Raw genomic sequence first — 25,204 nt, 5'->3', positions numbered from 1 at the left:
GATTTCCTTCGCCCGCGGCTCGCGGGTCAGCGACCGCGCAGCATCGCGAGCAGCGAGCGCGGCACCAGCAGCGCCATCGCGACGTGAACGACAACGAATGCGACGAGCAGCGACATCGCCCAGAAGTGCACGACACGCGCGTTGTCGTAGCCGCCGAACAATTCGCGCAGCAGCGGGAATTGCACGGATTTCCAGATCGTGAGCCCCGACAGCACCAGCACGACGAGATCGACGATCGCGGTCAGGTAAGCGGCACGCTGCACCGCGTTGTAGACGCTCAGGTCGTCGTGCGACAGCCGTCCGCCCAGCGCGGCACGCACGTCGCGCCATATCGACGCCGGCGTGACCGGCAGCATCTTGCGTGCGAGGCGCCCTGTCGCGATCGACATCGCGAGGTAGAACAGCCCGTTGCCGACCAGCAGCCACATTGCCGCGAAATGCCATTGCAGCGCGCCGCCGAGCCAGCCGCCCAGCGTGATGCCGTGCGGAAACACGAACGGCGGATAGATCGGCGACGCATCGTAGATGCGCCAGCCGGACAGCACCATCAGGATCGCCGCGAGCGCATTGAGCCAGTGGCTCGCGCGCACCCACAGCGGATGAATCGGGCGCGCGGGCGGCGTAGCGGTCGCGCGGCCGGTAGCGGGAACGGTTTGCATGATGAAGACTCCGGGAATGAGTCGACCAGACAGGATGCGGTGCGGGCGGCCGCCGTGCGACGCACGCGCCGGCCGCGCCGCGTCCGCTTCCGTCAGTTCGACGGCGCCATCTTGTCGCCCGACGGCTTGCCCATCTCGTCGTGCGACATCGCGTCCTTCTTCATCGCGTCTTTCTTCATCGCATGCTTTTTCATGCCGTCCTTCTTCATCGCGTCATGGCCCATTGCATCCTTGGCCATCGCGTCGTGGCCCATCGCGTCCTTCGACATCGACGAACCCGGCTGCGACATCGCGTCGTTCTGCGCATACGCGCCCGTGGCGATCGTGGCGATCGTGGCGATAGCGGCGACGCAAGCGGCGATCAGTACTTTTTTCATGACATCTCTCCAAAACATGGGTTTAAGGAGCCGAATAGACGGACGACGTCGCGGGAAATGACAGCCGCTGCGAAAAATTTTTTTGAAGTTGCGCGAAAGCGCGCCATGTTGCACCGCTTCGCCCCGGCCGGCCAAGCCGTGGGGCCATGCGGCGGCGACGCGCGCTGCCATTTCGACGGGCCATCGCACCGCCCGCCATGCTGCGGCCGCACCGGGGCAGCCGATCCTCTCCCGGTTGAAACCGCCGCGAAGCCAGTGTATCGTGTGCGCTGCTAACGCGGGGGTCCTGCAATGCGCGCGGTCAAACAACCGGCATTGCGGGTGAGAAATACCCTTTGAACCTGATCTGGATAATGCCAGCGCAGGGAAGCGTACGGATTTCGCCGCCATCCTTCTGACGAAATCCGCCGCCTCACCAAGCCTCGTCTCCTGCTTAGCTCGAGCCCCACATTCGTCAAGGGCTCCGGGCAAGCGCCGAAGCGCCTGTCCGGCGCTCATACAGGAGATTGCATGAACGCCAATCCGAAGTTTCTGTCCGCCGACGCACACGTCGACGCCGCCGCTGTCGCCCCGCTGCCCAATTCGCGCAAGGTTTATGTAACCGGCTCGCAGCCCGACATCCGCGTGCCGATGCGTGAAATCACGCAGGCCGATACGCCGACCGGCTTCGGCGGCGAAAAGAATCCGCCGATCTACGTGTACGACACGTCGGGCCCCTATACCGATCCGGACGCGAAGATCGACATCCGCGCGGGCCTGGCCGCGCTGCGCCAGGGCTGGATCGAGGCACGCGGCGACACCGAAGTGCTCGGCGGCCTGTCGAGCCAGTACGGCCTCGAGCGCGCGGCCGACCCGGCCACCGCCGACCTGCGGTTCCCGGGCCTGCACCGCAACCCGCGCCGCGCACAGGCCGGCAAGAACGTCACGCAGATGCACTACGCGCGCCAGGGCATCATCACGCCGGAAATGGAATACATCGCGATCCGCGAGAACCAGCGCCGCGCCGAGTACCTCGAGAGCCTGAAGGCGAGCGGCCCGAACGGCGCGAAGCTCGCCGCGATGATGGGCCGCCAGCACCCGGGCCAGGCGTTCGGCGCGGCGGCCTTCGGCGCGAACGCGCCGGCCGAGATCACGCCGGAATTCGTGCGCTCGGAAGTGGCATGCGGCCGCGCGATCATCCCCGCGAACATCAACCACCCGGAATCCGAGCCGATGATCATCGGCCGCAACTTCCTCGTGAAGATCAACGCGAACATCGGCAACTCGGCCGTCACGTCGTCGATCGGCGAGGAAGTCGACAAGATGACGTGGGCGATCCGCTGGGGCGGCGACACGGTGATGGACCTGTCGACCGGCAAGCACATCCATGAAACGCGCGAGTGGATCATCCGCAACAGCCCGGTGCCGATCGGCACGGTGCCGATCTACCAGGCGCTGGAAAAGGTCAACGGCAAGGCCGAGGACCTGACCTGGGAAATCTTCCGCGACACGCTGATCGAGCAGGCCGAACAAGGCGTCGACTACTTCACGATCCACGCGGGCGTGCGCCTGCAGTACGTGCCGCTCACCGCGAACCGGATGACGGGCATCGTGTCGCGCGGCGGCTCGATCATGGCGAAGTGGTGCCTCGCGCATCACAAGGAAAGCTTCCTGTACGAACACTTCGAAGAGATCTGCGAGATCATGAAGGCGTACGACGTGAGCTTCTCGCTCGGCGACGGCCTGCGCCCCGGCTCGATCTACGACGCGAACGACGAAGCGCAGCTCGGCGAGCTGAAGACGCTCGGCGAACTCACGCAGATCGCGTGGAAGCACGACGTGCAGGTGATGATCGAAGGCCCCGGCCACGTGCCGATGCAGCTGATCAAGGAGAACATGGATCTCCAGCTCGACTGGTGCAAGGAAGCGCCGTTCTACACGCTCGGGCCGCTGACCACCGACATCGCGCCGGGCTACGACCACATCACGTCCGGCATCGGCGCCGCGATGATCGGCTGGTTCGGCACCGCGATGCTGTGCTACGTGACGCCGAAGGAACACCTCGGCCTGCCGAACAAGGACGACGTGAAGGAAGGCATCATCACGTACAAGCTCGCCGCTCACGCCGCCGACCTGGCGAAGGGCCACCCGGGTGCGCAGGTGCGCGACAACGCGCTGTCGAAGGCGCGCTTCGAGTTCCGTTGGGAAGACCAGTTCAACATCGGTCTCGATCCGGACAAGGCGCGCGAATTCCACGACGAAACGCTGCCGAAGGATTCGGCGAAGGTCGCGCACTTCTGCTCGATGTGCGGCCCGCACTTCTGCTCGATGAAGATCACGCAGGACGTGCGCGAGTTCGCGGCGCAGCAGGGTGTGTCGGAAACCGAAGCGCTGAAGAAGGGGATGGAAGTCAAGGCGGTCGAGTTCGTCAAGACCGGCGCCGAGATCTATCACCGTCAATAAGCACGCGCGGCGGTCCGCCCGGACCGCTGCGTCTCGCGCTCAGGCGCTGCGCAAGCCCGCTTTCGAGCGGGCTTTTTTGCGCGTGTGCACACCGCGTGCCTGCCGGCACGAGGGAAACAAATGATTACGAAACCGCCCGAGCCTTAACAAGTCCTTACAGCAGCGCCACGGGACGGCGCGTAGATTGGGGTCATGCGCGGTCGCCAGCCGGTCGCGCGACCTCCGTTCACTACCACAAGGACAACGATCATGAATTCGATTCGGCGTTTTGGGGTATGCGCTCTGCTCGTCGCGACGGTGGCCAGCCTGTCGGCCTGCGATTCGATGTCACGACGCCAGCGCGATACGGCAATCGGTGCGGGTGTCGGCGGCGTCGCCGGCGCGGCGATCGGCGGCAGCGCGCTGTCGACGCTCGGCGGCGCAGCGGCCGGCGGCATCATCGGCAACCAGGTCGGCAAGTAAAAGAGGCGGCGCAGCGCGCCGCGACAGTCGGCCAGACGGCGTTTTCGCGGTGCGGAAGCGCCGTTTTCGCATGCGGCGCCGCAACGTGGCCGGCAGCCCGTGCGGAAATGATCCGTTACCGTTTTGCACACCGTGTCATCGGCGCGCGGCCTAAGCTTAAGCATCTGCCGATTGCCGGCTCCGCCGGAGAGACATCATGAACAGGACCCTCGTCGCCGCGGCGCTCGCCTGCGTGACGCTCGCCGGCTGCTACTACCCGTACGGCTATTATCCCGGCGGTTATTACACGGCTGCACCGGCCCCGGTCTATGTCGATCCGGGCCCCGCCTATTACTATCCGGCACCTGCCTATGCGCCCGCATGGGGCGGCTATTGGGGACCGGCGGTATCACTCAATTTCGGCTTCGGCGGACGCGGCGGCTGGCGCCATCACTGACCGGGCTCGACCGCCGGCACGCGGCTATCCCGTGCCAGCAACGGGGACATTCCCGTTTCTTGTCATTTCATCGAAACGTGAAACGACGGGCTGGTAACGGGGTGTAAGATTCTCCGCATCCTTTCCCCGCCCCTCACACTCGATGTCGCCCAAGAACGCCCTTCTGCTGACCGTGCTCGCCGCCCTGTGGGGTGCGTCGTTCCTGTTTATCCGGATCGGCGTCGTCGATCTCGGCGTGGCGCCGCTGATGGCGTTGCGGGTCGGTATCGGCGCGCTGTTTCTCGCGGGCTTCGCGCTGACGCGCTTCAAACCCGCCGACCTCGGCACCCGGCTGCGCCGTCACGCGTGGCCGTTGTTCGTCGTCGGCGCACTGAACTCGGGCATCCCGTTCTGCCTGTTCGCGTTCGCGGAGCTGACGCTGTCGGCCGGCGTGACGTCGGTGATCAACGCGACGACGCCGCTCTGGGGCGCGCTCGTGGCCTACCTGTGGCTGAAGGACAAGCTGTCGCTGCCGCGTGCGCTCGGCCTCGTGATCGGGTTCGCCGGCGTGCTCACGCTCGTGTGGAACCAGATCGCGAATGCGCATGGCGAAACGGGCGCCGCGGCGACCGCGCTCGCCGCCGTCGCGGCGCTCGGCGCGACGCTGCTATACGGTATCGCGGCCAATTACACGAAGCGCAAGCTGACCGGCGTCGATCCGCTCGTCAACGCGACCGGCAGCATGATCGGCTCGACCGTCCTGCTGCTGCCGTTCGCGATCGCCACCTGGCCGGCCGCGCCGGTCAGCGCGCACGCGTGGGGCTCGGTGCTCGCGCTCGGCGTCGCCTGCACGGGCATCGCGTATTTCATCTTCTTCTACCTGATCGCGCATGTCGGCCCCGCCCGCGCCATCACCGTGACGTTCGTGATTCCGGTGTTCGGCCTGCTGTGGGGCGCGCTGTTCCTCGGCGAACACGTGTCGGCCGTGATGATCGAAGGCTGCGCGATCGTGCTCGTCGGCACCGCGCTCGCGACCGGCGTGATCAAGCGGATTCCCGGGATCCGGCCGCGCAGCGGCGAAGCGACCTGACGATTCATTCGGGTGCACGTATCGCCATCGGTCGGGCCGTGATGCGCTCCGACCGGGTGCCGGCTGTTCTCCGCGTCGCCATGGAGGGTGCCGCAGCACCGCCGGCATTCGTCTGACGGCGACATGCGCTCGCGGCCCTGCCGGCCGCCGGGATTTCCCGCGTCGCCTCATCGCGCTCACCATGCTCGCCAAACCGCCGGGTCGTCATGTGCGGCGGCGCCCTTCGCGTCGCGGCGGTGATGCGCGGCACGCATGCGGGCCGCGTCGGCCGCAGCCGCATACCCGCGTGCGTCTGGAGTTTCCCTGATACGCGAGCGGCCCCGTTCCCGTTACACTCCGAACACTTACCCGCAGAAGGCGGCCTCGATGTCTCACGTCCTCTCGCGTCCGCCGGCGCGTGCGACCGCTTCAGCGCGGCGGCGCGCTACCGCCCCGCCGCTCGCCCCCGGGCTCCGTTGACATGAAGCCCGCCCGCGACCTCTCGCTCGACTCCCTGCTCGACCGTCTCACGCCGACGCCTGGCGGCTGGGTCGCCACCTATCGCACCACGACGCTGCGCAGCGTGTTCCAGCCCGTGCTGTCGATCACGCACAAGCGGGTCGTCGGTTACGAGGCGCTGCTGCGTGTCGTCGACGCGAACGGCGCACTGATCTCGCCCGCCGCGCTGTTCGACAAGACGCGCGCCGACGCCGACGCGCTGCTGCTCGACCGGCTCGCGCGCTGCCTGCATACGGCCAACTTCGTCGCGCAGGGCATCGGCGACGGCTGGCTGTTCCTGAACGTCACGCCGCGCGTGCTCGACTCGGGCCTCGTGCAGCGCGAATTCGTCGAGGCGCTGTGCCGGCATTTCGCGCTGCCGCCGAACCGCATCGTGCTGGAGGTCGTCGAACAGCCGTCGCGCGACGAAGCCGCGCTCGCCCGCACGATCGACATGATCCAGCATCGCGACTTCCTGATCGCGATCGACGATTTCGGCACCGGATTCTCGAACTTCGACCGCGTGTGGCGCGCGCGCCCGGACATCGTCAAGCTCGATCGCTCGCTCGTCGAACGCGCGACCGGTTCGGCCGACGATCGCCGCATCATGCATCACCTCGTGTCGATGCTGCATCAGGCCGGCGCGATGGTGCTCGCCGAGGGCGTCGAGAACGACGATTCGCTGCAGGCACTGATGGAAGCCGACATCGATTTCGTGCAGGGTTTCCAGTTCGGCCAGCCCGACGCATCGATCGCCCACGCCAGCGCGGCAGCACCCGCGATGCTCGACGCCGCGTGGCAGCGCTTCATCGCCCGCCGGCACACGCCGGTCGTCGCCGAGCAGCCGGGCTTCGACGCGATCGAGCGGCTGGTGCTGACCGGCGCGGCCGCGTTTTCCGCGAGCGGCAACCTGCAGGACGCCGCGCAACGCGTGTTCACGGTGCCGGCCGCCCGCCGCGTGTTCGTCACCGACGAAACCGGCGAGCAGTTCCTGCCGTCGATCGGCGCGCCCGCCGACGATGGCCAGGCCGGCGTCACCCGCCTCGCACCGCTCTTTCCGGAGACCCACAGCAACTGGTCGCGGCGCCCGTATTTCCAGCGCGCGATCGCCGCGCCCGGACGCGTCGCGCTGATGGGCCCGCACTTCTCGCTGACGGAAGGCCGCGACTGCTATACGGCCGCCGTCGCGATCCGCGCGCAGAGCCGGCTCGTCGTGTTCTGCGTCGACTTCGTACTCGACAGCGCCGGCACCGTGATGCGGTAACCGGCGCGGGTGCGAGCGCCCGGGTGCCGCACCCGCGGTTCGTCCGCCCGGCCATTCGTCAGTCGATCACCTTCCCTCTTCCCGACTTCACCGCGCTGCGGCGCGACTTGTGCTCGAGCCGCCGCTCCTTCGACGCGCGCGTCGGCCGCGTGGCGACCCGTGCGCGCGGCGTGAACGCAACGCCGGCGATCAATGCATCGAGGCGCGCCAGCGCGGCCTCGCGGTTTTTCTCCTGGGTGCGGTATCCCTGCGACTTGATCACGACGATGCCGTCGCGCGTGATGCGCTGGTCGGACAGTGAGAGAAGCCGCTCCTTGATGACAGGCGGCAACGACGACGCGCGGATGTCGAAGCGCAGGTGAATCGCGCTCGACACCTTGTTCACGTTCTGCCCGCCGGCGCCTTGTGCGCGCACGGCCGTCCATTCGACCTCGGCCGGATCGAGCGTATAGCGGATCATCATCGCGACGCCTCCATGCGGCGCCGTGCAAGCGCCTCGTCGACGCGTGCCGCGAGCCCCGAATCGCGCTGCGTGCGCGTCGCGACCGCCTGCGCCAGCACGCGCCGCGGCCCGATCACCTGCACGCGCGTACGGGCACGCGTGACGGCCGTATAGACGAGTTCGCGCGTGAGCACACGGCCGAACGATGCCGGCAGCACGAGCGCGGCTTCGTCGAATTCCGAGCCCTGCGATTTGTGGACCGTCAGCGCGAACGCGGTTTCGTGCGGCGGCAGCGCGGCCGGCGACACCGCGCGCGCGGTGCCGTCCGCACGCCGGAACCACACGCGCAGCACGCCGTGCGCGTCGGGCAGCGCAATGCCGATATCGCCGTTGAACAGCCCGAGCGCGTAGTCGTTGCGCGTCACCATGATCGGCCGCCCCGTGAACCAGTGCGCGCCGACCGCCAGCGGCACGCGCGCCGCATGGCGCACGTGCGCGGCCACGAGCGCATTGACGTGCTCCGCGCCGCGCAAGCCGCTGCGGGTCGCGCACAGGATCCGGAACCGGTTGAGCGCGTCGAACAGCGGCAGCGGATCGGGCACCGGCGCGGCCAGCGCGTCGCGCAACGCGTCGAGGTAAGCACCGAACCGCCGCGCGAGCCGCTCGAGCGTCGACGTCGCGAGCGACTCGCCCGCATCGTCATGGAACGACGCGGCCGCCGAATCGTCGGCGGGCAGCGCGTCGAGCGCGGCCTGTACGTCGCCGCTGCGGATCGCGAGCGACAGCCGCCCGATCGGCGAATCGAGACCGAAGCGGTAGTTGCGTTCGAGCCAGACGACGCAGTCGGCGAGCGGTGCGGGTGCGGGTGCGGGCGCGGCGGACGCGGCGGCTGGTTCGCCCGGCGGGTTCGATGTGACCGACGCAAGCGCCACGTCGCCTGCGTCGAACGGCGGCAGCTCGACGGCGTCGAGCCACGCCAGTTCGTCGACCTCGATCCATGCGGAAGGCTCGCCTGCATCGCCGGCTTCACCGGTTTCGGCCGGCGGCGGCGCGACGTTGGACGACGAAACTTCGTCATCCTGCGGTTCGTCGTCGAAGAGCGATGCCTGTCTCGCATCGGCCTTCCGTCGCGACGCCGGCTTGCGTGTAGCGACAAGCGCCGATGGCGGCGCCGGAACGCGGGACGCGGCGGAAACCGGATGCGCAGCGGGAACGGCCGCGGCCACGGTCGCGGCCTCGTCCTGCACCGGCAGCGCCGCGACGAATGCCGCCTCGTCGATGCCGAGCGCCTGCGCGATGCGCGTGCGCGCCGCGGCGGTAAACGCCGGTCGCGCGCTCAGCTCCGCAAATACGGCACCCGCCTCGACCGCGGCCAGTTGATCCTTGTCGCCGAGCAGCACGAGCCGCGCGCCCGGCGCGAGCGCATCGAGCAGATGCGCGGCGAGCGCGACGTCGATCATCGATGCCTCGTCGACGACGATCAGGTCGTACGGCAGCGGATTGTCGCGATGATGCCGGAAACCGGCCGCCCCGCCGCCGCCCAGCAGCCGGTGCAGCGTGTACGACGTATCGGGCAGGCGCGCCGCGAGTTCGGGTGGCAGGTCGCCGGCCCGCGCATGCAGTGCTTCCTGCATCCGCTGCGCGGCCTTGCCGGTCGGTGCGGCCAGCGCGACGCGCAGCCCCGGATGCGCATCGAGCAGACAGGCCAGCACGCCGACGACGGTCGTCGTCTTGCCCGTGCCCGGGCCACCGCTGACGATCGTCACGCGGCCGGTCAGCGCGACGATCGCCGCGACGCGCTGCCAGTCGACTTCGCCGTTCGCCGGCCCGAAGTAACGCGCGAGACTGTCGCGCAGCCGGTCGGGCGCAAGACCTTCGTCCGGCATGGTCGCACCGGCCTGCGCGACGAGCGCATCGGCGAGCCGCCGTTCGTAGTCGAAATAGCGCGACAGGTACAGGTGGTCGTGGCGGTCGACGATCAGCGGCCGCTCGTCGCCACGCGCGAGCGTGCCGAACGCGACCACGCCGCTCGCGGCGAGCGCCGCGCGAACCTCGTCGAGCGGTGTTTCGTAGCGCTGCGCGAGCGCGCCGAGCGCGACGCACACGTGGCCGCCCGCGGTCGCACGACTCGTCGCGAACGCGGCGCGCGCCGCCCAGCGCGCGGCCGCGGCCGGCGCGCCGGCGCGGCGAGCGAGATCGCCGATCCGCCTCGCGAAACCTTCCGCGAGCGCGATGCCGAAATCGGCGGGCTCGGGCAGCCGCGCGACGAGGCCGCCGGTGAATTCGAGCGTATCGTCCTGCGCGTTCATCCTCGGCCCCCTTCCATCATCCGGTCGAGTGCGTCGACAAGCGCACGCGCGGGCCGCCGCGCATGCACGCCGGCCGGCTCGCCGCCGCTGCGCCAGCCGGGCCGTACACCCCGCACGAACAGGTACAGGTAGCCCGCGACATGCGTGTCGTAGTCGTAATCGGGCAGCCGCCCGCGCAGGTAGCGATGCAGCGCGACCGTATAGAGCAGCGCCTGCAGGTGATACGCGTGGTCGGCCATCGCGACGTCGAGCGCGCGTGGGCCATAGGCGTCCGGCGTCGTGCCGAGATGGTTCGACTTCCAGTCGACGATCCAGAAGCGGCCGTCGTGTTCGACGATCATGTCGATGAAACCCTTGATGAAACCGGCGAGCATGCCCGCCTCCAGTGCAACGTCCGGGTAGCCGTGCGCGACCAGCAGGCGGCGCAGCGCCATCAGGTCGAGCGACGGCGCCGGGAACAGGAACCCCATTTCGTCGAGCCGCTTCGCGGGATCGAGATCGACGAGCCGCATGCCCGGCACGAGCTCGGTGTGCACGACGTCATCGACCAGTTGCGCCATCATCGCCGGCAGACGTGTCGCGAGTTCGGGCCCGGCCTCGACCGGCCGGTCGTGCAGCGCACCGAGCGCGGCCTTCGGCCACGACTCGGGCTCCGTGAACCGGCTGAGCTCGAACAGGCGGTGCAGGCACTCGCCGGCCGCCGCGCCGCGCGGGAACACGAGGATGTCGTCGTCCGGCGGTTCGGGCGCAACCGTATCGGCCAACAGCCATTCGGCATCCGGCGCGACCGCGGCAAGCGCATCGTGGTCGGGCCGCAGTTCGTCATCCGGCACGGCCGCGACGCCCGCCTCCTCGCGCGCCATCGACGCGGTCAGCGAACTGAAGCTGGCCATCCGCCAGGCATCGCGCAGCACGCGTGTCGCATGGCGCGCCGCGAGCGTCTGCGACGCGTCGTGCCCGGCCGCCAGACGCACGGGGCGCGCTGGCGCCGGCAGCGGCGCGACGCTCACGGGGCCGCCCGCGAGCGCATGCCACGCCGTATCGAGCGCGGCTTCGTCGGGCGGCTCGTCGAGCCACGCATCGAACGACTGGCCCGCGCCGGCGACGAGCCAGTTCAGCACGCTGCGTCGCGCCTCGCGCGTCGAGCGCGACGACAGGTACGGCCCGGCGACGACGTAGCAGCGATAGACCGCACGCGTGAGCGCCACATAGACGAGCCGAGCGCGTTCCGCGGCCTGCTCGCGCAGCGCTTGCCGCGCCGCGTGCGCGGCCGCCTCGTCGTCGCACCCGTAATGCAGCACAGCGTCGCCCGCATCGTCGTGGTATTCGCGCGCATCGGGCAACGCGGACGCGGGCGGCTCGCGCAACCCGCCGTCGTTCAGGAACGGACAGAACACGATCGCGTATTCGAGGCCTTTCGACTTGTGCACGGTGACGATCTGCACGAGGTTGCGATCGGATTCGAGCCGCAACTGCGCTTCCTCGCCGCCGCCGTCGAGCCGTTGCGCGGCAAGCCAGCGCAGCGTCGGCGCGATGCCCGGCTGCGCGGACGCGCGTGCCTGCGTGAGTTCGGCCAGATGGTTGATGTCGGTCACGCGACGCTCGCCGTCCGCGCCGGCCATCAGCCGCTCGGCGATCCGCAATTCGCGCGTGAACGTGCGCCACATCACCGCGAAACCGCGTTCGCGCCACAGCAGCCGGTACCGCGAGAAGCGCTCGACCCAGCTCATCGCGTCGGCACTGTCGGCCGCGGACGCTTCGTGTGACGCATCGCCGTCGCCCTGCTCCATCCGCCACAGTGCGCCGGCATCGAGGCCGAACCAGTCGGCTGCGAGCGCCGCGCGCAGCCGCCGCAGGTCGCCCGGCGCATCGATCGCCGCCAGCACGCGTTCAAGCTGCTCCGCGTCGCCGGTCGAGAACACCGAGGCCTGCGCCAGTTCCACGCTGCCGATGCCCCACGCGGCCAGCACGCGCTTCACGAGACTGCCCTGCCGGTGCGTCTGCACGAGCACCGCGATATCGCCCGGCGACAGCGGCGACTCGCCGAGCCGCACGCGCCCTTCGCGCGCGCCCCGCATCAGGCGGGCTATCTCGGCGGCGCAGGCCTGCGCGGCCTGTGCCTGCGCATCACGCTTGAGCAACGTGCCTTCACCGCCAGGCAACGCCCACACCCGGAAGTCGCCGGACGGGCCCGGATCGGTTTCGTCGACGAACGGCGCGCGCACGCGCGTGCCGGCACGCACCGCGTAATAGTCGAGCCCGTCCAGCACGAACGCGCGCGGATTCGACATGAAGAAGCGGTTGCACGCATCGACGATCGCGGGCGTCGAACGCTGGTTGACCGCGAGCGTGTAGCACGCGCTCGCCCGCGCGCGCGCCGCCAGATAGGTATGCAGATCGGCCGCGCGGAAGCTGTAGATCGCCTGCTTCGGATCGCCGACGAGGAATAACGGGCCGCCCGGCGCGAAGATCCGGTCGAAGATCGCGAACTGCAGCGGGTCGGTATCCTGGAACTCGTCGATCAGCGCGGCCGGATAGCGCGCGCGCAGCGTCTCGGCGAGCCACGGATGCGCATGCAGCGCGTGGTACAGGTTCGCCAGCAGATCGTCGAACGACACGATGCGCCGCGTGCGCTTGCGCTCGGCCAGCGCGCCCGGCGCCATGTCGAGCCATTCGGCGATCAGCGCGAGCCAGCGCGCGCGCTGCGCGGCTTCAGCCGCCGCCACGGCCGCCTCGAGCGCGTCCGCCACGTCGAAGAACGCGTGTTCGGGCGTCGCGCCGCCTTTTTTCGTCGCCTTCACGAGCGCGGTGCGCGTGAGCTTCAGCGCGGCCTTCGGCAGCGCAGCCGTCGCGTCGCCCTGCGCGAAATGCGCGGCCCATGCGGCGAGCGCATCGGCAACCGCTTCGGGTTTGTGCGAACGCTGGTTGAGCGCGGGCTGCGCGGCGCGCAGCAACGCATCGATCGCTTCGCGCTCGGCCGCCCACATCCGCCCGGCCTCAGCGAAACATTCGGCCGCGGCGGCCTCGGCCGATTCGTCGGGCTCGGTCACGCCGTCCCAGCGCAGCGCGGCGAGCGGCTTCTTCAACCGGCGCGCGAGCTGCGCATCGAGCGCGGCCGGCCCGGCGCCCGATTCGACGAGCCAGGTCGCGAAACCCGGCCAGCGTGCGGCCGCCGGTTCGACGCGCGTGCGCCAGAAATCCGCCGCGAGTTCGAAGCGCAGCGACGCATCGTCGGCCTCCATGTCGAACGCGAACGGCATCGCGGCCGCAAACGGCGCTTCCTGCAGCGCACGCTGGCAGAACGCGTGGATCGTATGGATGGCCGCCTGGTCGAACGCGCGCAACGCACGCCGGATCCGTTTCGCGGCCGTTTCGGGATCGAGCTCGCCACCTTCGCCGAGCGTCGTCTCGAGCAGGCGCTCGATGAACGGATCGCCGCCGTCGTCACCCGTGTCGAGCGCATGCGCAAGCTGCGCGAGCCGGCCGCGAATCCGCTCGTGCAGCTCCGCGGTCGCCGCTTTCGTGAAGGTCACGACGAGGATTTCGTCCGCGCCGAGATCCTTTTCCAGCAGCAGGCGCACATAGAGCGCGCAGATGTTCCAGGTCTTGCCGGTGCCGGCCGATGCCTCGATCTGGTTGACGCCGTCGAGCGGACACGCGAACACGTCGAGTTCGAGCGCCTGCTGCGGCTGCGACACGGCGCTCATGCGACCTCCTTCAGATGCTCGACGAGCGGATCGAACACGAGCCGCGCGAGCGTGGCGAACGGCTCGTCGAGCGACGCATGCGCGCCGCGCCATGCGATCGCGATGGCCGGATCGTCGGCTTCGCTCACGACCCGCTCGTTGATCCAGACACTCGCGGCCTTGGCCTCGCCGTCGGACACCCGCGCCCATGCGCTGCGCGGAAAGAACCGCAGCGGCATGCGCCGCCCCGCGCGAAACAGCGCGGCAAGCGGTGCGAGCTGCTCGAGCGGCGCGGCGACCGGCGTCAGCTCGAACGCGCCGCCGCTGCCGAACCACAGGGTGCGGCGCGGGCCGCCGGGCTCGATCGCGCAGTAGACGAGATGCGCAAGCCACGCGGACAGGTAGTCGCGCGCACTCGGCCTCGCATAACGGTAGATGATCTGCCCGGCCTGCGTCAGCCGGTTCAGCGTGCCGTGCAGTTCAAGCGGCGCGCTCACCGCGTCGCCCGACAGCAGCGCGTCGTGCGCGCCGAACAGCGTCTGCTCGGTGTCGGGCCACGCGGGCACGACGGTGAGCGTGAACGACCGCCGCTCCATCCCGTCGGCCAGCGCACGACGCACGTTCGATGCCAGCTGCGTCATCGAGCCGAGCGCCTGGTCGCGCCACACGGCGCCTGTCGCGCCGCCCGGCAGTTCGGGGCTCGCGTCCGCGATGCGCAGCGCATGATCGTGCACGCCGCCCTCGTCCGATTCGATCAGCAGCGGCAGCACGCGCTCGGCGAGCGCATCGCTGCCGGCGAAGTCGAGCGCGAACGGTTCCGTATCGAGCAGTTCGGCCTGCGCGTCGGCAAGCACGATGCCGAGCCGGCCGCGCAGCAACGCACGCGCCGGATGGCGCCAGAAGCGTTCGAATTCGCTGAATGCGACAGGCTCGACCGGTTCGGCCGGCAGCGGCTGCGCAAAGAACGGCAATTCGCGCGGGCCGTCGCGCGACGCTTCGGCGGCGAGCAGCGACGCGAGCGTCGCCCGCTCGGCGTCATAGGACACGAGCGCGCTGCCGGGCTGGAAATACGCGGCCGCGAACGGCTGCAGCGGATGCTCGACGATGAACGCGCGCCGCGCGGCATCGACTGCGTCCGGCGCGGCGTCTGGGCCCGCCGTGACGAGCGCGAGATGGTCGAGCAATTCGTCGACGAGTGCCGCGGGCGGCAACGGCGCGTTGTCGCGAATGCTGCGGCCCGTATAGGCAATCAGCAACCGGTCGCGTGCGGCGAGCAGCAGGTCGAGAAACAGGTTGCGCTCGTCGTCGCGGCGCTGGCGATCGCCGAGCTTCGGCAACACGGCCATCAGGTCGAATTCGTCCGCGCGCGCGAGGCTCGGCAGCACGCCATCGTCCATCCCGAGCAGGCAGACGACGCGATACGGCAGCCCGCGCAGGCTCGTCAGCGACGAGAACGTGACACCGCCCCACGGCACCCCGCCGCGCGCCGGATCGTCGAGCGCGGCGGCCAGCCCGGCCCGGACGACGGCTGCCGGCAGCGCTTCGTCGGGCGCCCCCTCCGTCATCGCGGCCAGCATCGCGTCGAGTGCGTCGCGCACGCCCGCGAGCGCATCCGCATACGCGGCGCCCGAATCGAAGAAACGCGCGAGCGTGTCGGCGAACAGTTCGCTCCAGCCGTGCGGCGTATGCGCTTCGGCCAGCCGCCGCGCGAAGCCGTCGAGATCGTCGGTGAAGCGTGCGAGCCGGCCGAGCAGTTCGGCCTCGCTGCCGGTGGCCGCCTCGATCGGCAGCCACGCGCCGACCGGCGCCGCGCCTTCCGGCATCGCATAACCGAGAAAGAGCCGCGCGAGCGCATCGGAGAACGTATGACGCGGCGACGGCACGGCCGCATCGTCGCTCGCGAGCGGCGACAGCCCGCGCCGCGCGCCGGCGGCCGCGAGCCAGGTCTGCACGGTCTCGAGCGCCGTCGCATCGATGCCGTAGCGTGCCGCCACCGCGTCGACGCGCAGCCATTCGACCAGCTCGGGCGCACCGACCTGCCGCTCCGGCAACGCGAGCCAGTCGAGCAGCACGCGCGCGACCGGGTTCGCCTGCGAAGGCGGCAGGCCGGTGATCCGGTAAGGCACGCGCGCACCGCCACTGCCGGCCGTGCCGAACACCGCATCGATCAGCGGGCCGGCCGCCGCGAGATCGGCGACCGCGACGAGCACGTCGGACGGCTGCAGGCTCGCGTCCGCGTCGAACCACGCGAGCAGCCGGTCGTGCAGCACCTCGAGCTGGCGCGCGAGGCTGTGGCACACGTGCACCTCGATGCCGCGCTCGGCCGGGGCATCGCCGGCTTCGGCCTCGGGCCGCAGTTCGAGGATCGCGTTCTGCACGCGCGCGAGCCACGTCGGCGCGGGATTCTCGACGAAACGCGCCGCGTCGCCCGACGCGGCGCTTTCGGTCAGTTCGTGCAGCATGTGCAGCTGCGCCTGGGTCTGCCTGCCCCATTCGGCGAGCAGCGGATGGCCGACCTCCTGGTAGTCGAGCCGCCCGGCCGCGTCGAGTGCCTCGGCATGCGCGGCGGTCACGATGTCGAACCAGAATTCGCGGCACGGGTTCAGCGCATAGACGCGCACGTCGATCCAGCGCGACAGTTCGCGCAGCAATGCGACGTGCAGCGGCGGCATCGTCGGCAGTGCGAACACGCTGACCGATTCCGGCCAGTGCGTGCGTGCGCGCGCGACGGTTTCGGGATCGAGATGGCGCGCGTCGACGAGGAAGCGGTGCGCCGGCGGCGTGCCGCTGTCGCTCAGCTCGGCAAGCAGCGCACGCCACAGCGCGGCCTGCCAGCGCTCGTCGTCGCGCGCGGCGTCGCTGATCCCGCGCGGCGCGCCGTCGCCCGCGAGCACGGACTCGCCGGCCTGCCACGCGGCGAGCCACTCGGGACGATAGGTCAGGTAATGGTCGAGCACGGCCGCGACGCGATGGGCAAGCTCGTAGCGCATCGCATCGTCGGACGCGGACAGATACGCGGCCAGCCGCGGCGACGCGAGCCACGGCGCACCGTCGGATGCCTGCGCGAACAACCGGTAGCAGCGCCACACGAGGCGGTCGGGCGCGAACGGCGAACGGGCGGGCACCGTCAGCACGCGGCCGATCTGCGCCCACAGCCACTGCGCGAGATACGTGAACTCGACGTTCGCGCATACGCCGTTGCGCGCGGCGATGTCGAGCTCGAGGCGCCGGCGCAGCGCCGCGCTCGGCACGATGACCTGTTGCGGCGCCCACGGGCCGTTGCGGGCCGGGAACGCGGCCAGATCCTCGAGCAGCGCGTCGGCCAGCGTTTCGTGACGGTTCGAATAGAAGAGATGGAGCATGAAGCAGGCGTCGGAACCTCGCGCGGGCAGGGCCGGGCGAACAGGATCACCAAGGATAGCAAATGGACCGCCTCCGCGAACCTCGGCCGGAAAGCCAGGTTTTGCGGACCGCGAAATACGATAGACTCGTCGCCAGTCAATACGCCGCCCCGGGCGTCTTCGTCAGCCATTCAGTCCATCGATGCGCTATTCGGTCGAAATCAGAAAGTTTTTCTACAGCCAGTACTTTTTCGGCGGCCTGCGGATCGCGGTCGGCGTGTCGCTGCCGGCCGTGCTGTGCCTGATCGTGTTTCACAACCGCGAGCTCGGCTTCACGATCTCGACCGGCGCGCTCGGCGCCTGCGTCGTCGACATGCCGGGCCCGCTCAAGTACAAGCACAACGAAATGCTCGCGTGCAGCGTGATCGGCTTTCTGGCCGCGCTCGCGACCGGGCTTGCCACACCGAACATCTTCGTGCTGTGGCTCACCATCGTGCCGCTCACCTTCGTGCTGTCGCTGATCGTCGTCTACGGCAACCGCTGGCCGCAGATCAGCTTCGCGACACTGTTCATGATGGTGATGACGCTCGAGGAGAAGTTCACGCCGCTGCAGGCGTTCATCAACGCCGGCTGGATTCTCGCGGGCGGCCTCTGGTACACGTACTGGGCCACGCTCGTGTCGCGATGGCAGGCGCGCCGGATCGAGCAGCAGGCGCTGGCCGAGAGCCTGTTCGCCTGCGCCGACTACCTGCTCGCGCGCGCGCAGTTCTACGACCTCGATGCCGATCTCGACGAGTGCTACCGCAATCTCGTCGCCAAGCAGATCACGGCGGTCGAAACCCAGGAAACCGCGCGCGACATCGTGCTGCGCAACCTGCCGAAACTGCGCCGCGGCAAGCTCGATCCCGGCCGCACGACGATGTACAACCTGTTCATCAACAGCGTCGACCTGCACGAGCTGTTCGTCGGCGCGCACACCGATTACCCGCTGGTGCGCAACACGTTCGGCGGCTCGGACCTGATCATCTTCTATCGCGACCTGATCCGCAAGGCGGCCGCCGATCTCGAGGAGATCGGCCTCGCGGTGCTCGAAAACCGCGCCCCGCATTCGCGGATCAGCGTGAAGGCCGAGCTGCGCGCGATCGAGTACGAGATCGAGCTGATGCGCAAGAAGAACTTCCCGGCCACCAACGCGGAGGCGTATGCGGCCGTGCTCGCCACGTTCCGGCGCATCTGGAGCGCGACGCGCCTGATCGACCGGATGCGCCGCAACCTGTCGGGCCACGCCGATCCGCAGCAAACCGAACTGAAGATCGACAAGGCGCTCACGCGCTTCCTGCAGCGCCGCCGGATGTCGCCACTCCTGATCTTCTCGAACCTGAACATGCGTTCCCCGAGCTTCCGCCACGCGCTGCGCGTGACGATCGCGGTGGCGGTCGGGTTCTGGCTCGGCCGGCTGCTGCCGCTCACGAACGCGTACTGGATCGTGATGACGACCATCATCATCCTGAAACCCGGCTACTCGCTCACCAAGCAGCGCAACGCACAGCGGATCATCGGCACGCTGATCGGCTGCGCGGCCAGCATCGCGCTGATCTACACGGTGAAGGAGCCGCACCTGCTGATCGCGATCATGTTCGGGTCGATGGTGATGAGCTACAGCCTGCTGCTGTTCAACTACGCGGCGAGCGTCGTGTTCACGTCGTCGTACGTGCTCCTGATGTTCCACCTGCTGGCGCCGGGCAGCATGCGGATCATCGGCGAGCGCGCGATCGACACCGTGGTCGGCTGCATGATCGCGATCGCCGCGAGCCGGCTGTTCCCGTACTGGGAATACCGGCTGATGGGCAAGCAGGTGGCCGACATGCTCACCGCGACCCGCAAGTATTTCGAGGCCGTGTGGCGGGCCGGGCGCGGCGTGTCGCCGCCGGCCGTGCCGGCCGCCGACGGCGCGGCCGTCGTGCCGGTCGTCGCCGCGGCCATCGAGGCGCCGGCCACGACCCTCGACGACGACTACCGCTACCGCCTCGCGCGCAAGGACGTACACATCGCGTTCGCGAATCTCGGGCAGGCGTTCCAGCGGATGATGATCGAGCCGAAGGCGCACCAGCGCTTCGTGCCGGAACTGAACGACCTGCTCGTGCAGACCCACGTGCTCGGCGCGCAGATCACGGCCGCCGCGCCGCTGATCCGCACGGCCTGCGCAGCCGACGGCAACATCCTTCACGACGACGCGCTGCACCGCGGCCTCGCCGCCGTGCTCGACAATCTCGAGAAGGCCGAGGCCGGCGAGCCGCCGCCCGCCGATCAGCTCGACGCGTCGAAGCAGATCACGCGCGACCTCGACGCGATGGTCGTGTCCGCGGAGAAATCCGATGCGGTGGGTGCCGAGCTCACGCACGACCTGAAGGTGCTCGCACATCAGTGCAAGCAGATGCTCGCGTCGTCGCTGCTGATCCGCAAGGATGCAAGCGTGATCCGCCTGCCCGCCTGACCGCGGCTTTACCCCGCCGGTGGCCGGCCCGCGCATGCCGCGGATCGCCTGCCGGCGCTCCCCGATTCAGCGATCCCCGAAGCATGATCCGAGCTTTCCAGGCGGCCCGCGCCTTCCCTGCGCGACCGCCCGTCCCCCTGTTGCGCCCGTCGCGCCAGTCAGGGAATACCCGATTCCGGTCACCCGGCCCGGCTTGTTATCATTCGTTCACATTCAAGTTGTCTATACAACTTGAGGCAATCGGACCGGCCCCGCTCGCCCGGTCCGTCGCATAACGATATCGGAGACACGATGAAAAACTTGCAGCGCCACCTGAGCGCGCGGCACATCCGCTTTCTCGCGCTGGGTTCGGCGATCGGCACGGGCCTGTTCTACGGTTCGGCGTCCGCGATCCAGCTCGCGGGCCCGGCCGTGATCCTGGCGTACATCCTGGGCGGCGCGGCCGTCTACATGGTCATGCGCGCGCTCGGCGAGATGGCCGTGCGCGAACCCGTCGCCGGCTCGTTCGGCCACTATGCGACCGAGAACCTCGGCCCGTTTGCCGGCTTCGTCACCGGCTGGACCTACACGCTCGAAATGGTGATCGTCGCGATCGCCGACATCACCGCGTTCGGCATCTACATGGGCTTCTGGTTTCCGGACGTCCCGCAATGGATCTGGGTGCTCGGCGTCGTCGCGATCATCTGCGGGCTGAACCTGTGCCACGTGAAGGTGTTCGGCGAACTCGAGTTCTGGCTGTCGATCATCAAGGTCGGCGCGATCGTCGCGATGATCGGCGGCGGCGTGGCGATCCTGCTGACCGGCATGCACTTCGGCCATTCGGCCGACGTGCCGACGTTCGCGAACCTGTGGAACCATGGCGGCTTCCTGCCGAACGGCGTCGGCGGGCTGATCGCGTCGCTGTCGGTCGTGATCTTCGCGTACGGCGGGATCGAGGTGATCGGGATGAGCGCCGGCGAAGCCAAGGATCCGGAGCGCGTGATTCCGCGCGCGATCAACGCGGTGCCCGCGCGCATCCTGCTGTTCTACGTGCTGACGATGGTCGTGCTGATGTCGATCAGCCCGTGGACGGGTGTCGGCAGCGACGGCAGCCCGTTCGTGCAGATCTTCTCCGCGCTCGGCGTGAAGTCGGCTGCGACGATCCTCAACCTGGTCGTGATCAGCGCGGCGATCTCCGCGATCAACAGCGACATCTTCGGCGCGGGCCGGATGATGTTCGGGATGGCGCGCCAGGGCCAGGCACCGCGCGTGCTGATGACGACGTCGCGGCACGGCGTGCCGTGGGTCACGGTGCTCGTGATGGCGGTCGCGCTGCTCGCCGGCGTGCTGCTCAACTACCTGATGCCGAAGGACGTGTTCCTGATGGTCGCGGCAATCGCGACGTTCGCGACCGTGTGGGTCTGGCTGATGATCCTGCTGTCGCAGGTCGCGATGCGCCGCCGGTTGTCGAGCGCCGAAGTCGCGGCGCTGAAGTTCAAGGTGCCGTTGTGGCCGGTCGCGCCGGCGCTGACGATCGCGTTCATGGGCTTCGTGATCGTGATGCTCGGCTGGTTCGAGGACACGCGTGTCGCGCTGTATGTCGGCGCGGCGTGGCTCGCGCTGCTCGCGGCCGTGTTCTACGCACGGATCCGCCCGAAATTCGCACCTGCGTCACGTTGACGCACGGCTGACCTGCGTACGCGGCGCGCCGGTTCCGGCGCCCGCTTCGTTCCCGGCTCCGCGCGGCATCAGCCGCGCCAGCAGCCGGGCACTCATCCCCTTCACATCGACGCCACGTGCGCGGCCCGCCGGGCCGCGCATCGGCACGTCAGTGCGACGCGGCGTTCGCGGCCTCGGCCGGATGGGCTTCGTCGTACGCGTGCTTCTGCGAAATCGCGTTGTACAGGATCGTCCCGATCACGAGCAGCACGGCCACGACGATCAGGATGCTCACGTTGCGGACTGGGTTCTTCTTGCGCTGATCGTTCATGGTCGGGGCGACTCCGTCAAATTCATCGAAGCGGGCATTCTACGCGCTTGCGCCCGTCCCGCGACGCCCCGTTTCCGCTCCCCGCTTCCGCTCCCCTTTCCCGTCCTCCGCCCGCCCGTCGTTATCTTTCATTTGATAACGGTTCCCATTTCGATCTAGAATCCCGAGTCTTTCATTTTGTAATGTTCCGGGTCGATCGAGCGGCAGGCGCGCCCCGGAACGCTCCCTTCGTCCACCTGCCCCTCCGGAGTCTTCATGTCGAATCCGCGCACCCGCCTGCTGCCGCTCGCCGGCGCCCTCGCCCTTGCCGCCGCTGCCTTCGCGCCGCCGGCCCACGCGGCCGAGGAAGTCAGCCTGTACACCACCCGCGAACCGAAGCTGATCCAGCCGCTCATCGAGGCGTTCACCAAGCAGAGTGGCGTCAAGGTCAATACGGTGTTCGTGAAGGATGGCCTGCTCGAGCGCGTGAAGGCGGAAGGCGCGCAGTCGCCGGCCGACGTGCTGATGACGGTCGACGTCGGCAACCTGCTCGATCTCGTCGACGGCGGGCTGACGCAGCCGGTGCGCTCGAAGACGCTCGACGACGCGATTCCCGCGAACCTGCGCGGCGCGAACGGCGACTGGTACGCGCTGTCGCTGCGCGATCGCGTGCTGTACGTCGAGAAGGACCTGAAGGTCGATGCGTTCCGCTACGAGGATCTCGCCGATCCGAAATGGAAGGGCAAGGTCTGCATCCGCTCGGGCCAGCATCCGTACAACACGGCGCTCGTCGCGGCGATGATCGCGCACGACGGCGAAGCCGCGACCGAGAAATGGCTGCGCGGCGTGAAGGCGAACCTCGCGCGCAAGGCGACGGGCGGCGACCGCGACGTCGCACGCGACATCCTCGGCGGCATCTGCGACGTCGGCCTCGCGAATGCTTACTACGTCGGCCACATGAAGAATGCGGAGCCCGGCAGCGACGCACGCAAGTGGGGCGATGCGATCAAGGTCGTGCGGCCGACGTTCGCGAACGCGAAGAGCGGCGGCACGCACGTCAACATCAGCGGCGCGACGGTCGCGAAGCACGCGCCGCACAAGGCCAACGCGGTGAAGCTGCTCGAATACCTCGTGTCGCCGGAAGCGCAGGCGCTGTATGCGCAGGCGAACTACGAATACCCGGTGCGCGCGAACGTGAAACTCGATCCGGTGATCGCCGGCTTCGGCACGCTGAAGATCGACCCGCTGCCGCTGGCGGACATCGCGAAGCATCGCAAGCAGGCGAGCCAGCTCGTCGACAAGGTCGGTTTTGACAACTGACGCAACCACCGCCGGCGCGCGCCGCGTGGCGTGCCGGCCGCGCCTGCTGCCGCGCGCGGGCAGCGTGTGGCTGCTCGCGGCGCTGGCGATCGCCGCGGCGGTCGCGGCGCCGCTCGCGGTGCTCGTGGCCGCCGCGTTCGACGCCGATCTCGCGCACTGGCGGCATCTCGCCGAATTCGTGCTGCCGCAGGCACTCGTCAATACGCTGCTGCTGCTCGCGGGCGTCGGCACGATCGTGTCGATCGTCGGCACCGGCTGCGCGTGGCTCGTCACCGCCTACGACTTTCCCGGCCGACGCGTGCTCACATGGGCACTGCTGCTGCCGCTCGCGGTGCCCACCTACATCGTCGCGTTCGCGTATCTCGACCTGCTGCACCCGATCGGCCCCGTACAGGGCGCGATCCGCTGGCTGCTCGGCTTCGACAGCCCGCGCCAGTTCCGCCTGCCCGACCTGCGCTCGCTGCCCGGCGCGATCTTCGTACTCGGTTTCGTGCTGTATCCCTATGTTTACCTGAGCACGCGCGCGATGTTCGTCACGCAGTCCGCGAGCCTGCTCGAAGCCGCGCGCACGCTCGGCGCGGGACGCATCGCCACGTTCTGGCGCGTCGTCGTGCCGCTCGCGCGGCCCGCGATCGCGGTCGGCGTGAGCCTCGCGCTGCTCGAAACGCTGAACGATATCGGCGCATCCGAATTCCTCGGCGTGCAGACGCTGACGGTATCCGTGTACACGACATGGATCACGCGGTCCGATCTTGCCGGCGCCGCACAGATCGCGCTCGCGATGCTCGCGATCGTCGTGGGCATGATCGTGCTCGAACGCTACGGGCGCCGCCGCCAGCGCTATGCGCATGGCCGGCGCATGCGGCCGATCGCGCCGCGCCGCCTGACGGGCACGGCCGCATGGGGCGCCGCCGTGCTCGGCTGGCTGCCCGTGCTGCTCGGCTTCGGCGCGCCGGCCGCGTATCTCGCGGTCGAGACGACCAAGCGGCTGCATCTCGTCGGCGGCGTGTCCGCGCAACTGATGACGGGGCTCGCGAACACGCTGACGATCGCCACCGCCGCCACCGTCGCGACACTCGCGTGCGGGCTCGTCGTCGCATGGGCCGCGCGCGCGCAACGCGACAGCGCAGGCGCGGGCCCGGCCCGCGTTTGCGCGAGAATCGCGAGCCTCGGTTATGCGGTGCCCGGCACCGTGCTCGCGATCGGCCTGCTGATCCCGTTCGCGGCGGCCGACCGGCTGTTCGGCGCGGCACTCGGCCGCGACGGGCTGCTGCTGATGGGCTCGGCGGCCGCGCTCGTGATCGCCTACACGGTGCGTTTTCTCGCGATCCCGGCCGGCAGCATCGAGGCAGGCCTCGCGCGCATCCCGCCGTCGCTGGAACAGGCGGCGCGTTCGCTCGGCGAAACGGCCGGCGGCACGCTGCGCCGCGTGCACCTGCCGCTGCTGCGGCCCGCGCTCACCACGAGCGCGCTGCTGGTGTTCGTTGACGCCATGAAGGAATTGCCGGCGACGCTGCTGCTGCGTCCGCTGAACTTCGACACGCTCGCCACCTGGCTGTATGCGGAAGCGGCGCGCGGCACCTACGAGGAAGGCGCGGTCGCCGCCCTCGCGATCGTGCTGGCCGGGCTCGTGCCCGTGATCCTGCTCGCCCGCACCCGCCACAAGATCGGAGCCTGACACCGTGAACCTGCTCGAACTCGATGACCTCTGCCTCGCCTACGACACGCCGCACGGCCGCCGCACGGTGGTCGACGGCCTGAGCCTCGCGCTGCCGCGCGGCGACATCGGTTGCCTGCTCGGTGCGTCGGGCTGCGGCAAGACCACCGTGCTGCGCGCGATCGCCGGCTTCGAACCGGTGCGCATGGGGCGCATCGTGCTGGACGGCGCGCCCGTCGCGGCGCCGTCGCTCGACGTGCCGCCCGAGCGGCGCCGCATCGGCATGATGTTCCAGGATTACGCGCTGTTTCCGCACCTCAGTGCGGCCGACAACGTCGCGTTCGGTTTGCGGCGCATGCCGAAGACCGAACGGCGCATGCGTGTGGCGGAAATGCTCGATCTGGTCGGCCTTGCCGATTCAGGCAGCGCCTATCCGCACGAGCTGTCGGGCGGCCAGCAGCAGCGCGTCGCGCTCGCCCGTGCGCTCGCGCCGTCACCGGAACTGCTGCTGCTCGACGAGCCGTTCTCGAATCTCGACGTCGATACGCGCGAGCGGCTCGCGTTCGAGCTGCGCGACATCCTGAAACGCACGGGCCACACCGCGATCCTCGTCACGCACAACCAGGCGGAAGCGTTCGCGATCGCCGACCGGATCGGCGTGATGAAGGATGGCCAGCTCGCGCAATGGGACACGCCGTACGCACTGCATCACCATCCGGCCAGCCCGTTCGTCGCGGATTTCGTGCGCCGCGACGCACTGGCCGACGAGCGCGCACGCGCACTGGCGCGCGGCCGCTGAACCCGCGGGCGCGCTGCACGCC

General features: G+C 69.3%; 17 protein-coding genes and 1 riboswitch. Of the genes, 10 read left to right on the top strand and 7 right to left on the bottom strand.

Annotated elements, in window-relative coordinates; all coding sequences use genetic code 11:
• Positions 1–26: 26 nt before the first annotated feature.
• Together DPV79_RS05820 and DPV79_RS05815 are read right to left on the bottom strand one after the other, a co-directional pair.
• Complete coding sequence (locus DPV79_RS05820) at positions 27–659, bottom strand: cytochrome b/b6 domain-containing protein (RefSeq protein ID WP_027787939.1); 633 nt, start codon at positions 657–659, stop codon at positions 27–29.
• Between the two features lie 92 nt (positions 660–751).
• Positions 752–1,036: a pentapeptide MXKDX repeat protein gene (locus DPV79_RS05815; RefSeq protein ID WP_113044993.1), complete on the bottom strand. Its 285-nt coding sequence runs from the start codon at positions 1,034–1,036 to the stop codon at positions 752–754.
• 269 nt (positions 1,037–1,305) lie between these two features.
• Positions 1,306–1,422, top strand: a riboswitch (TPP riboswitch).
• 124 nt (positions 1,423–1,546) lie between these two features.
• On the opposite strand from DPV79_RS05815, the gene thiC reads away from it, so the two are divergent.
• From thiC to DPV79_RS05790, 5 genes are all read left to right on the top strand, one after another.
• On the top strand, positions 1,547–3,478 hold the full coding sequence (gene thiC, locus DPV79_RS05810) for a phosphomethylpyrimidine synthase ThiC (protein ID WP_048024440.1): 1,932 nt from the start codon (positions 1,547–1,549) through the stop codon (positions 3,476–3,478).
• 249 nt (positions 3,479–3,727) lie between these two features.
• Positions 3,728–3,940 (top strand): glycine zipper 2TM domain-containing protein, encoded by a 213-nt coding sequence (locus tag DPV79_RS05805; protein ID WP_021162063.1) that lies wholly within the window; start codon positions 3,728–3,730, stop codon positions 3,938–3,940.
• Positions 3,941–4,136: 196 nt separating this feature from the next.
• On the top strand, positions 4,137–4,376 hold the full coding sequence (locus DPV79_RS05800) for a hypothetical protein (RefSeq protein ID WP_021162064.1): 240 nt from the start codon (positions 4,137–4,139) through the stop codon (positions 4,374–4,376).
• A 142-nt stretch (positions 4,377–4,518) separates the two neighbouring features.
• A complete protein-coding gene (locus tag DPV79_RS05795; RefSeq protein ID WP_021162065.1) occupies positions 4,519–5,445 on the top strand; it encodes a DMT family transporter in 927 nt (308 codons plus the stop codon).
• A 460-nt stretch (positions 5,446–5,905) separates the two neighbouring features.
• Positions 5,906–7,186, top strand: a complete 1,281-nt coding sequence (locus DPV79_RS05790) for a sensor domain-containing phosphodiesterase (protein ID WP_021162066.1) — start codon at positions 5,906–5,908, stop codon at positions 7,184–7,186.
• 58 nt (positions 7,187–7,244) lie between these two features.
• Here DPV79_RS05790 and arfB read toward each other — a convergent pair whose 3' ends face one another.
• The 4 genes from arfB to recC are packed head-to-tail and all read right to left on the bottom strand — an operon-like array spanning position 7,245 to position 16,985.
• Positions 7,245–7,649 carry an alternative ribosome rescue aminoacyl-tRNA hydrolase ArfB gene (gene arfB / locus DPV79_RS05785; RefSeq protein ID WP_113044992.1) on the bottom strand — a complete coding sequence of 135 codons (405 nt, stop codon included), beginning with the start codon at positions 7,647–7,649 and terminating at the stop codon, positions 7,245–7,247.
• Positions 7,646–9,937 carry an AAA family ATPase gene (locus tag DPV79_RS05780; RefSeq protein ID WP_113044991.1) on the bottom strand — a complete coding sequence of 764 codons (2,292 nt, stop codon included), beginning with the start codon at positions 9,935–9,937 and terminating at the stop codon, positions 7,646–7,648. Before DPV79_RS05780 ends, arfB begins: the two co-directional genes overlap by 4 nt.
• Entirely contained in the window at positions 9,934–13,644 is a 3,711-nt protein-coding gene (gene recB, locus DPV79_RS05775; protein ID WP_113044990.1) for an exodeoxyribonuclease V subunit beta, read from the bottom strand. The genes DPV79_RS05780 and recB overlap by 4 nt, the downstream gene beginning before the upstream one ends.
• On the bottom strand, positions 13,641–16,985 hold the full coding sequence (gene recC / locus DPV79_RS05770) for an exodeoxyribonuclease V subunit gamma (RefSeq protein WP_113044989.1): 3,345 nt from the start codon (positions 16,983–16,985) through the stop codon (positions 13,641–13,643). The genes recB and recC overlap by 4 nt, the downstream gene beginning before the upstream one ends.
• Positions 16,986–17,166: 181 nt before the next feature.
• Here recC and DPV79_RS05765 point away from each other — a divergent pair, with 181 nt between their 5' ends.
• The gene (locus tag DPV79_RS05765) at positions 17,167–19,458 is read left to right on the top strand and encodes an FUSC family protein (protein ID WP_059681896.1); all 2,292 of its coding nucleotides are present in this window, start codon (positions 17,167–17,169) and stop codon (positions 19,456–19,458) included.
• 291 nt (positions 19,459–19,749) lie between these two features.
• Complete coding sequence (locus tag DPV79_RS05760) at positions 19,750–21,117, top strand: amino acid permease (RefSeq protein ID WP_048024431.1); 1,368 nt, start codon at positions 19,750–19,752, stop codon at positions 21,115–21,117.
• A 148-nt stretch (positions 21,118–21,265) separates the two neighbouring features.
• Here the strand turns inward: DPV79_RS05760 and DPV79_RS05755 are convergent, their stop codons facing one another.
• Entirely contained in the window at positions 21,266–21,427 is a 162-nt protein-coding gene (locus tag DPV79_RS05755; RefSeq protein WP_113044988.1) for a hypothetical protein, read from the bottom strand.
• Positions 21,428–21,682: 255 nt separating this feature from the next.
• Between DPV79_RS05755 and DPV79_RS05750 the strand changes: the two genes are divergently transcribed.
• The 3 genes from DPV79_RS05750 to DPV79_RS05740 are packed head-to-tail and all read left to right on the top strand — an operon-like array spanning position 21,683 to position 25,182.
• Positions 21,683–22,726, top strand: coding sequence for a Fe(3+) ABC transporter substrate-binding protein (locus DPV79_RS05750; protein ID WP_021163380.1), 1,044 nt, complete (start codon positions 21,683–21,685; stop codon positions 22,724–22,726).
• Entirely contained in the window at positions 22,716–24,404 is a 1,689-nt protein-coding gene (locus DPV79_RS05745; RefSeq protein ID WP_113044987.1) for an ABC transporter permease, read from the top strand. Before DPV79_RS05750 ends, DPV79_RS05745 begins: the two co-directional genes overlap by 11 nt.
• A 4-nt stretch (positions 24,405–24,408) precedes the next feature.
• The gene (locus DPV79_RS05740; protein ID WP_021159403.1) at positions 24,409–25,182 is read left to right on the top strand and encodes an ABC transporter ATP-binding protein; all 774 of its coding nucleotides are present in this window, start codon (positions 24,409–24,411) and stop codon (positions 25,180–25,182) included.
• Positions 25,183–25,204: the final 22 nt, after the last annotated feature.

Source organism: Burkholderia reimsis (assembly GCF_003294055.1).
In the GTDB taxonomy this organism is placed as follows: domain Bacteria; phylum Pseudomonadota; class Gammaproteobacteria; order Burkholderiales; family Burkholderiaceae; genus Burkholderia; species Burkholderia cepacia.
This window is presented reverse-complemented; position numbering and strand designations above follow the sequence as displayed.

What these genes read in the sequence shown, in the direction of transcription:
- DPV79_RS05820 (WP_027787939.1), bottom strand. Translation starts at nt 659, where the DNA reads ATGCAAACCGTTCCCGCTACCGGCCGCGCGACCGCTACGCCGCCCGCG.
- DPV79_RS05805 (WP_021162063.1), top strand. Translation starts at nt 3,728, where the DNA reads ATGAATTCGATTCGGCGTTTTGGGGTATGCGCTCTGCTCGTCGCGACG.
- arfB (WP_113044992.1), bottom strand. Translation starts at nt 7,649, where the DNA reads ATGATGATCCGCTATACGCTCGATCCGGCCGAGGTCGAATGGACGGCC.
- DPV79_RS05790 (WP_021162066.1), top strand. Translation starts at nt 5,906, where the DNA reads ATGAAGCCCGCCCGCGACCTCTCGCTCGACTCCCTGCTCGACCGTCTC.
- DPV79_RS05815 (WP_113044993.1), bottom strand. Translation starts at nt 1,036, where the DNA reads ATGAAAAAAGTACTGATCGCCGCTTGCGTCGCCGCTATCGCCACGATC.
- DPV79_RS05780 (WP_113044991.1), bottom strand. Translation starts at nt 9,937, where the DNA reads ATGAACGCGCAGGACGATACGCTCGAATTCACCGGCGGCCTCGTCGCG.
- DPV79_RS05760 (WP_048024431.1), top strand. Translation starts at nt 19,750, where the DNA reads ATGAAAAACTTGCAGCGCCACCTGAGCGCGCGGCACATCCGCTTTCTC.
- DPV79_RS05800 (WP_021162064.1), top strand. Translation starts at nt 4,137, where the DNA reads ATGAACAGGACCCTCGTCGCCGCGGCGCTCGCCTGCGTGACGCTCGCC.
- thiC (WP_048024440.1), top strand. Translation starts at nt 1,547, where the DNA reads ATGAACGCCAATCCGAAGTTTCTGTCCGCCGACGCACACGTCGACGCC.
- DPV79_RS05765 (WP_059681896.1), top strand. Translation starts at nt 17,167, where the DNA reads ATGCGCTATTCGGTCGAAATCAGAAAGTTTTTCTACAGCCAGTACTTT.
- DPV79_RS05750 (WP_021163380.1), top strand. Translation starts at nt 21,683, where the DNA reads ATGTCGAATCCGCGCACCCGCCTGCTGCCGCTCGCCGGCGCCCTCGCC.
- DPV79_RS05795 (WP_021162065.1), top strand. Translation starts at nt 4,519, where the DNA reads ATGTCGCCCAAGAACGCCCTTCTGCTGACCGTGCTCGCCGCCCTGTGG.
- recB (WP_113044990.1), bottom strand. Translation starts at nt 13,644, where the DNA reads ATGAGCGCCGTGTCGCAGCCGCAGCAGGCGCTCGAACTCGACGTGTTC.
- recC (WP_113044989.1), bottom strand. Translation starts at nt 16,985, where the DNA reads ATGCTCCATCTCTTCTATTCGAACCGTCACGAAACGCTGGCCGACGCG.
- DPV79_RS05755 (WP_113044988.1), bottom strand. Translation starts at nt 21,427, where the DNA reads ATGAACGATCAGCGCAAGAAGAACCCAGTCCGCAACGTGAGCATCCTG.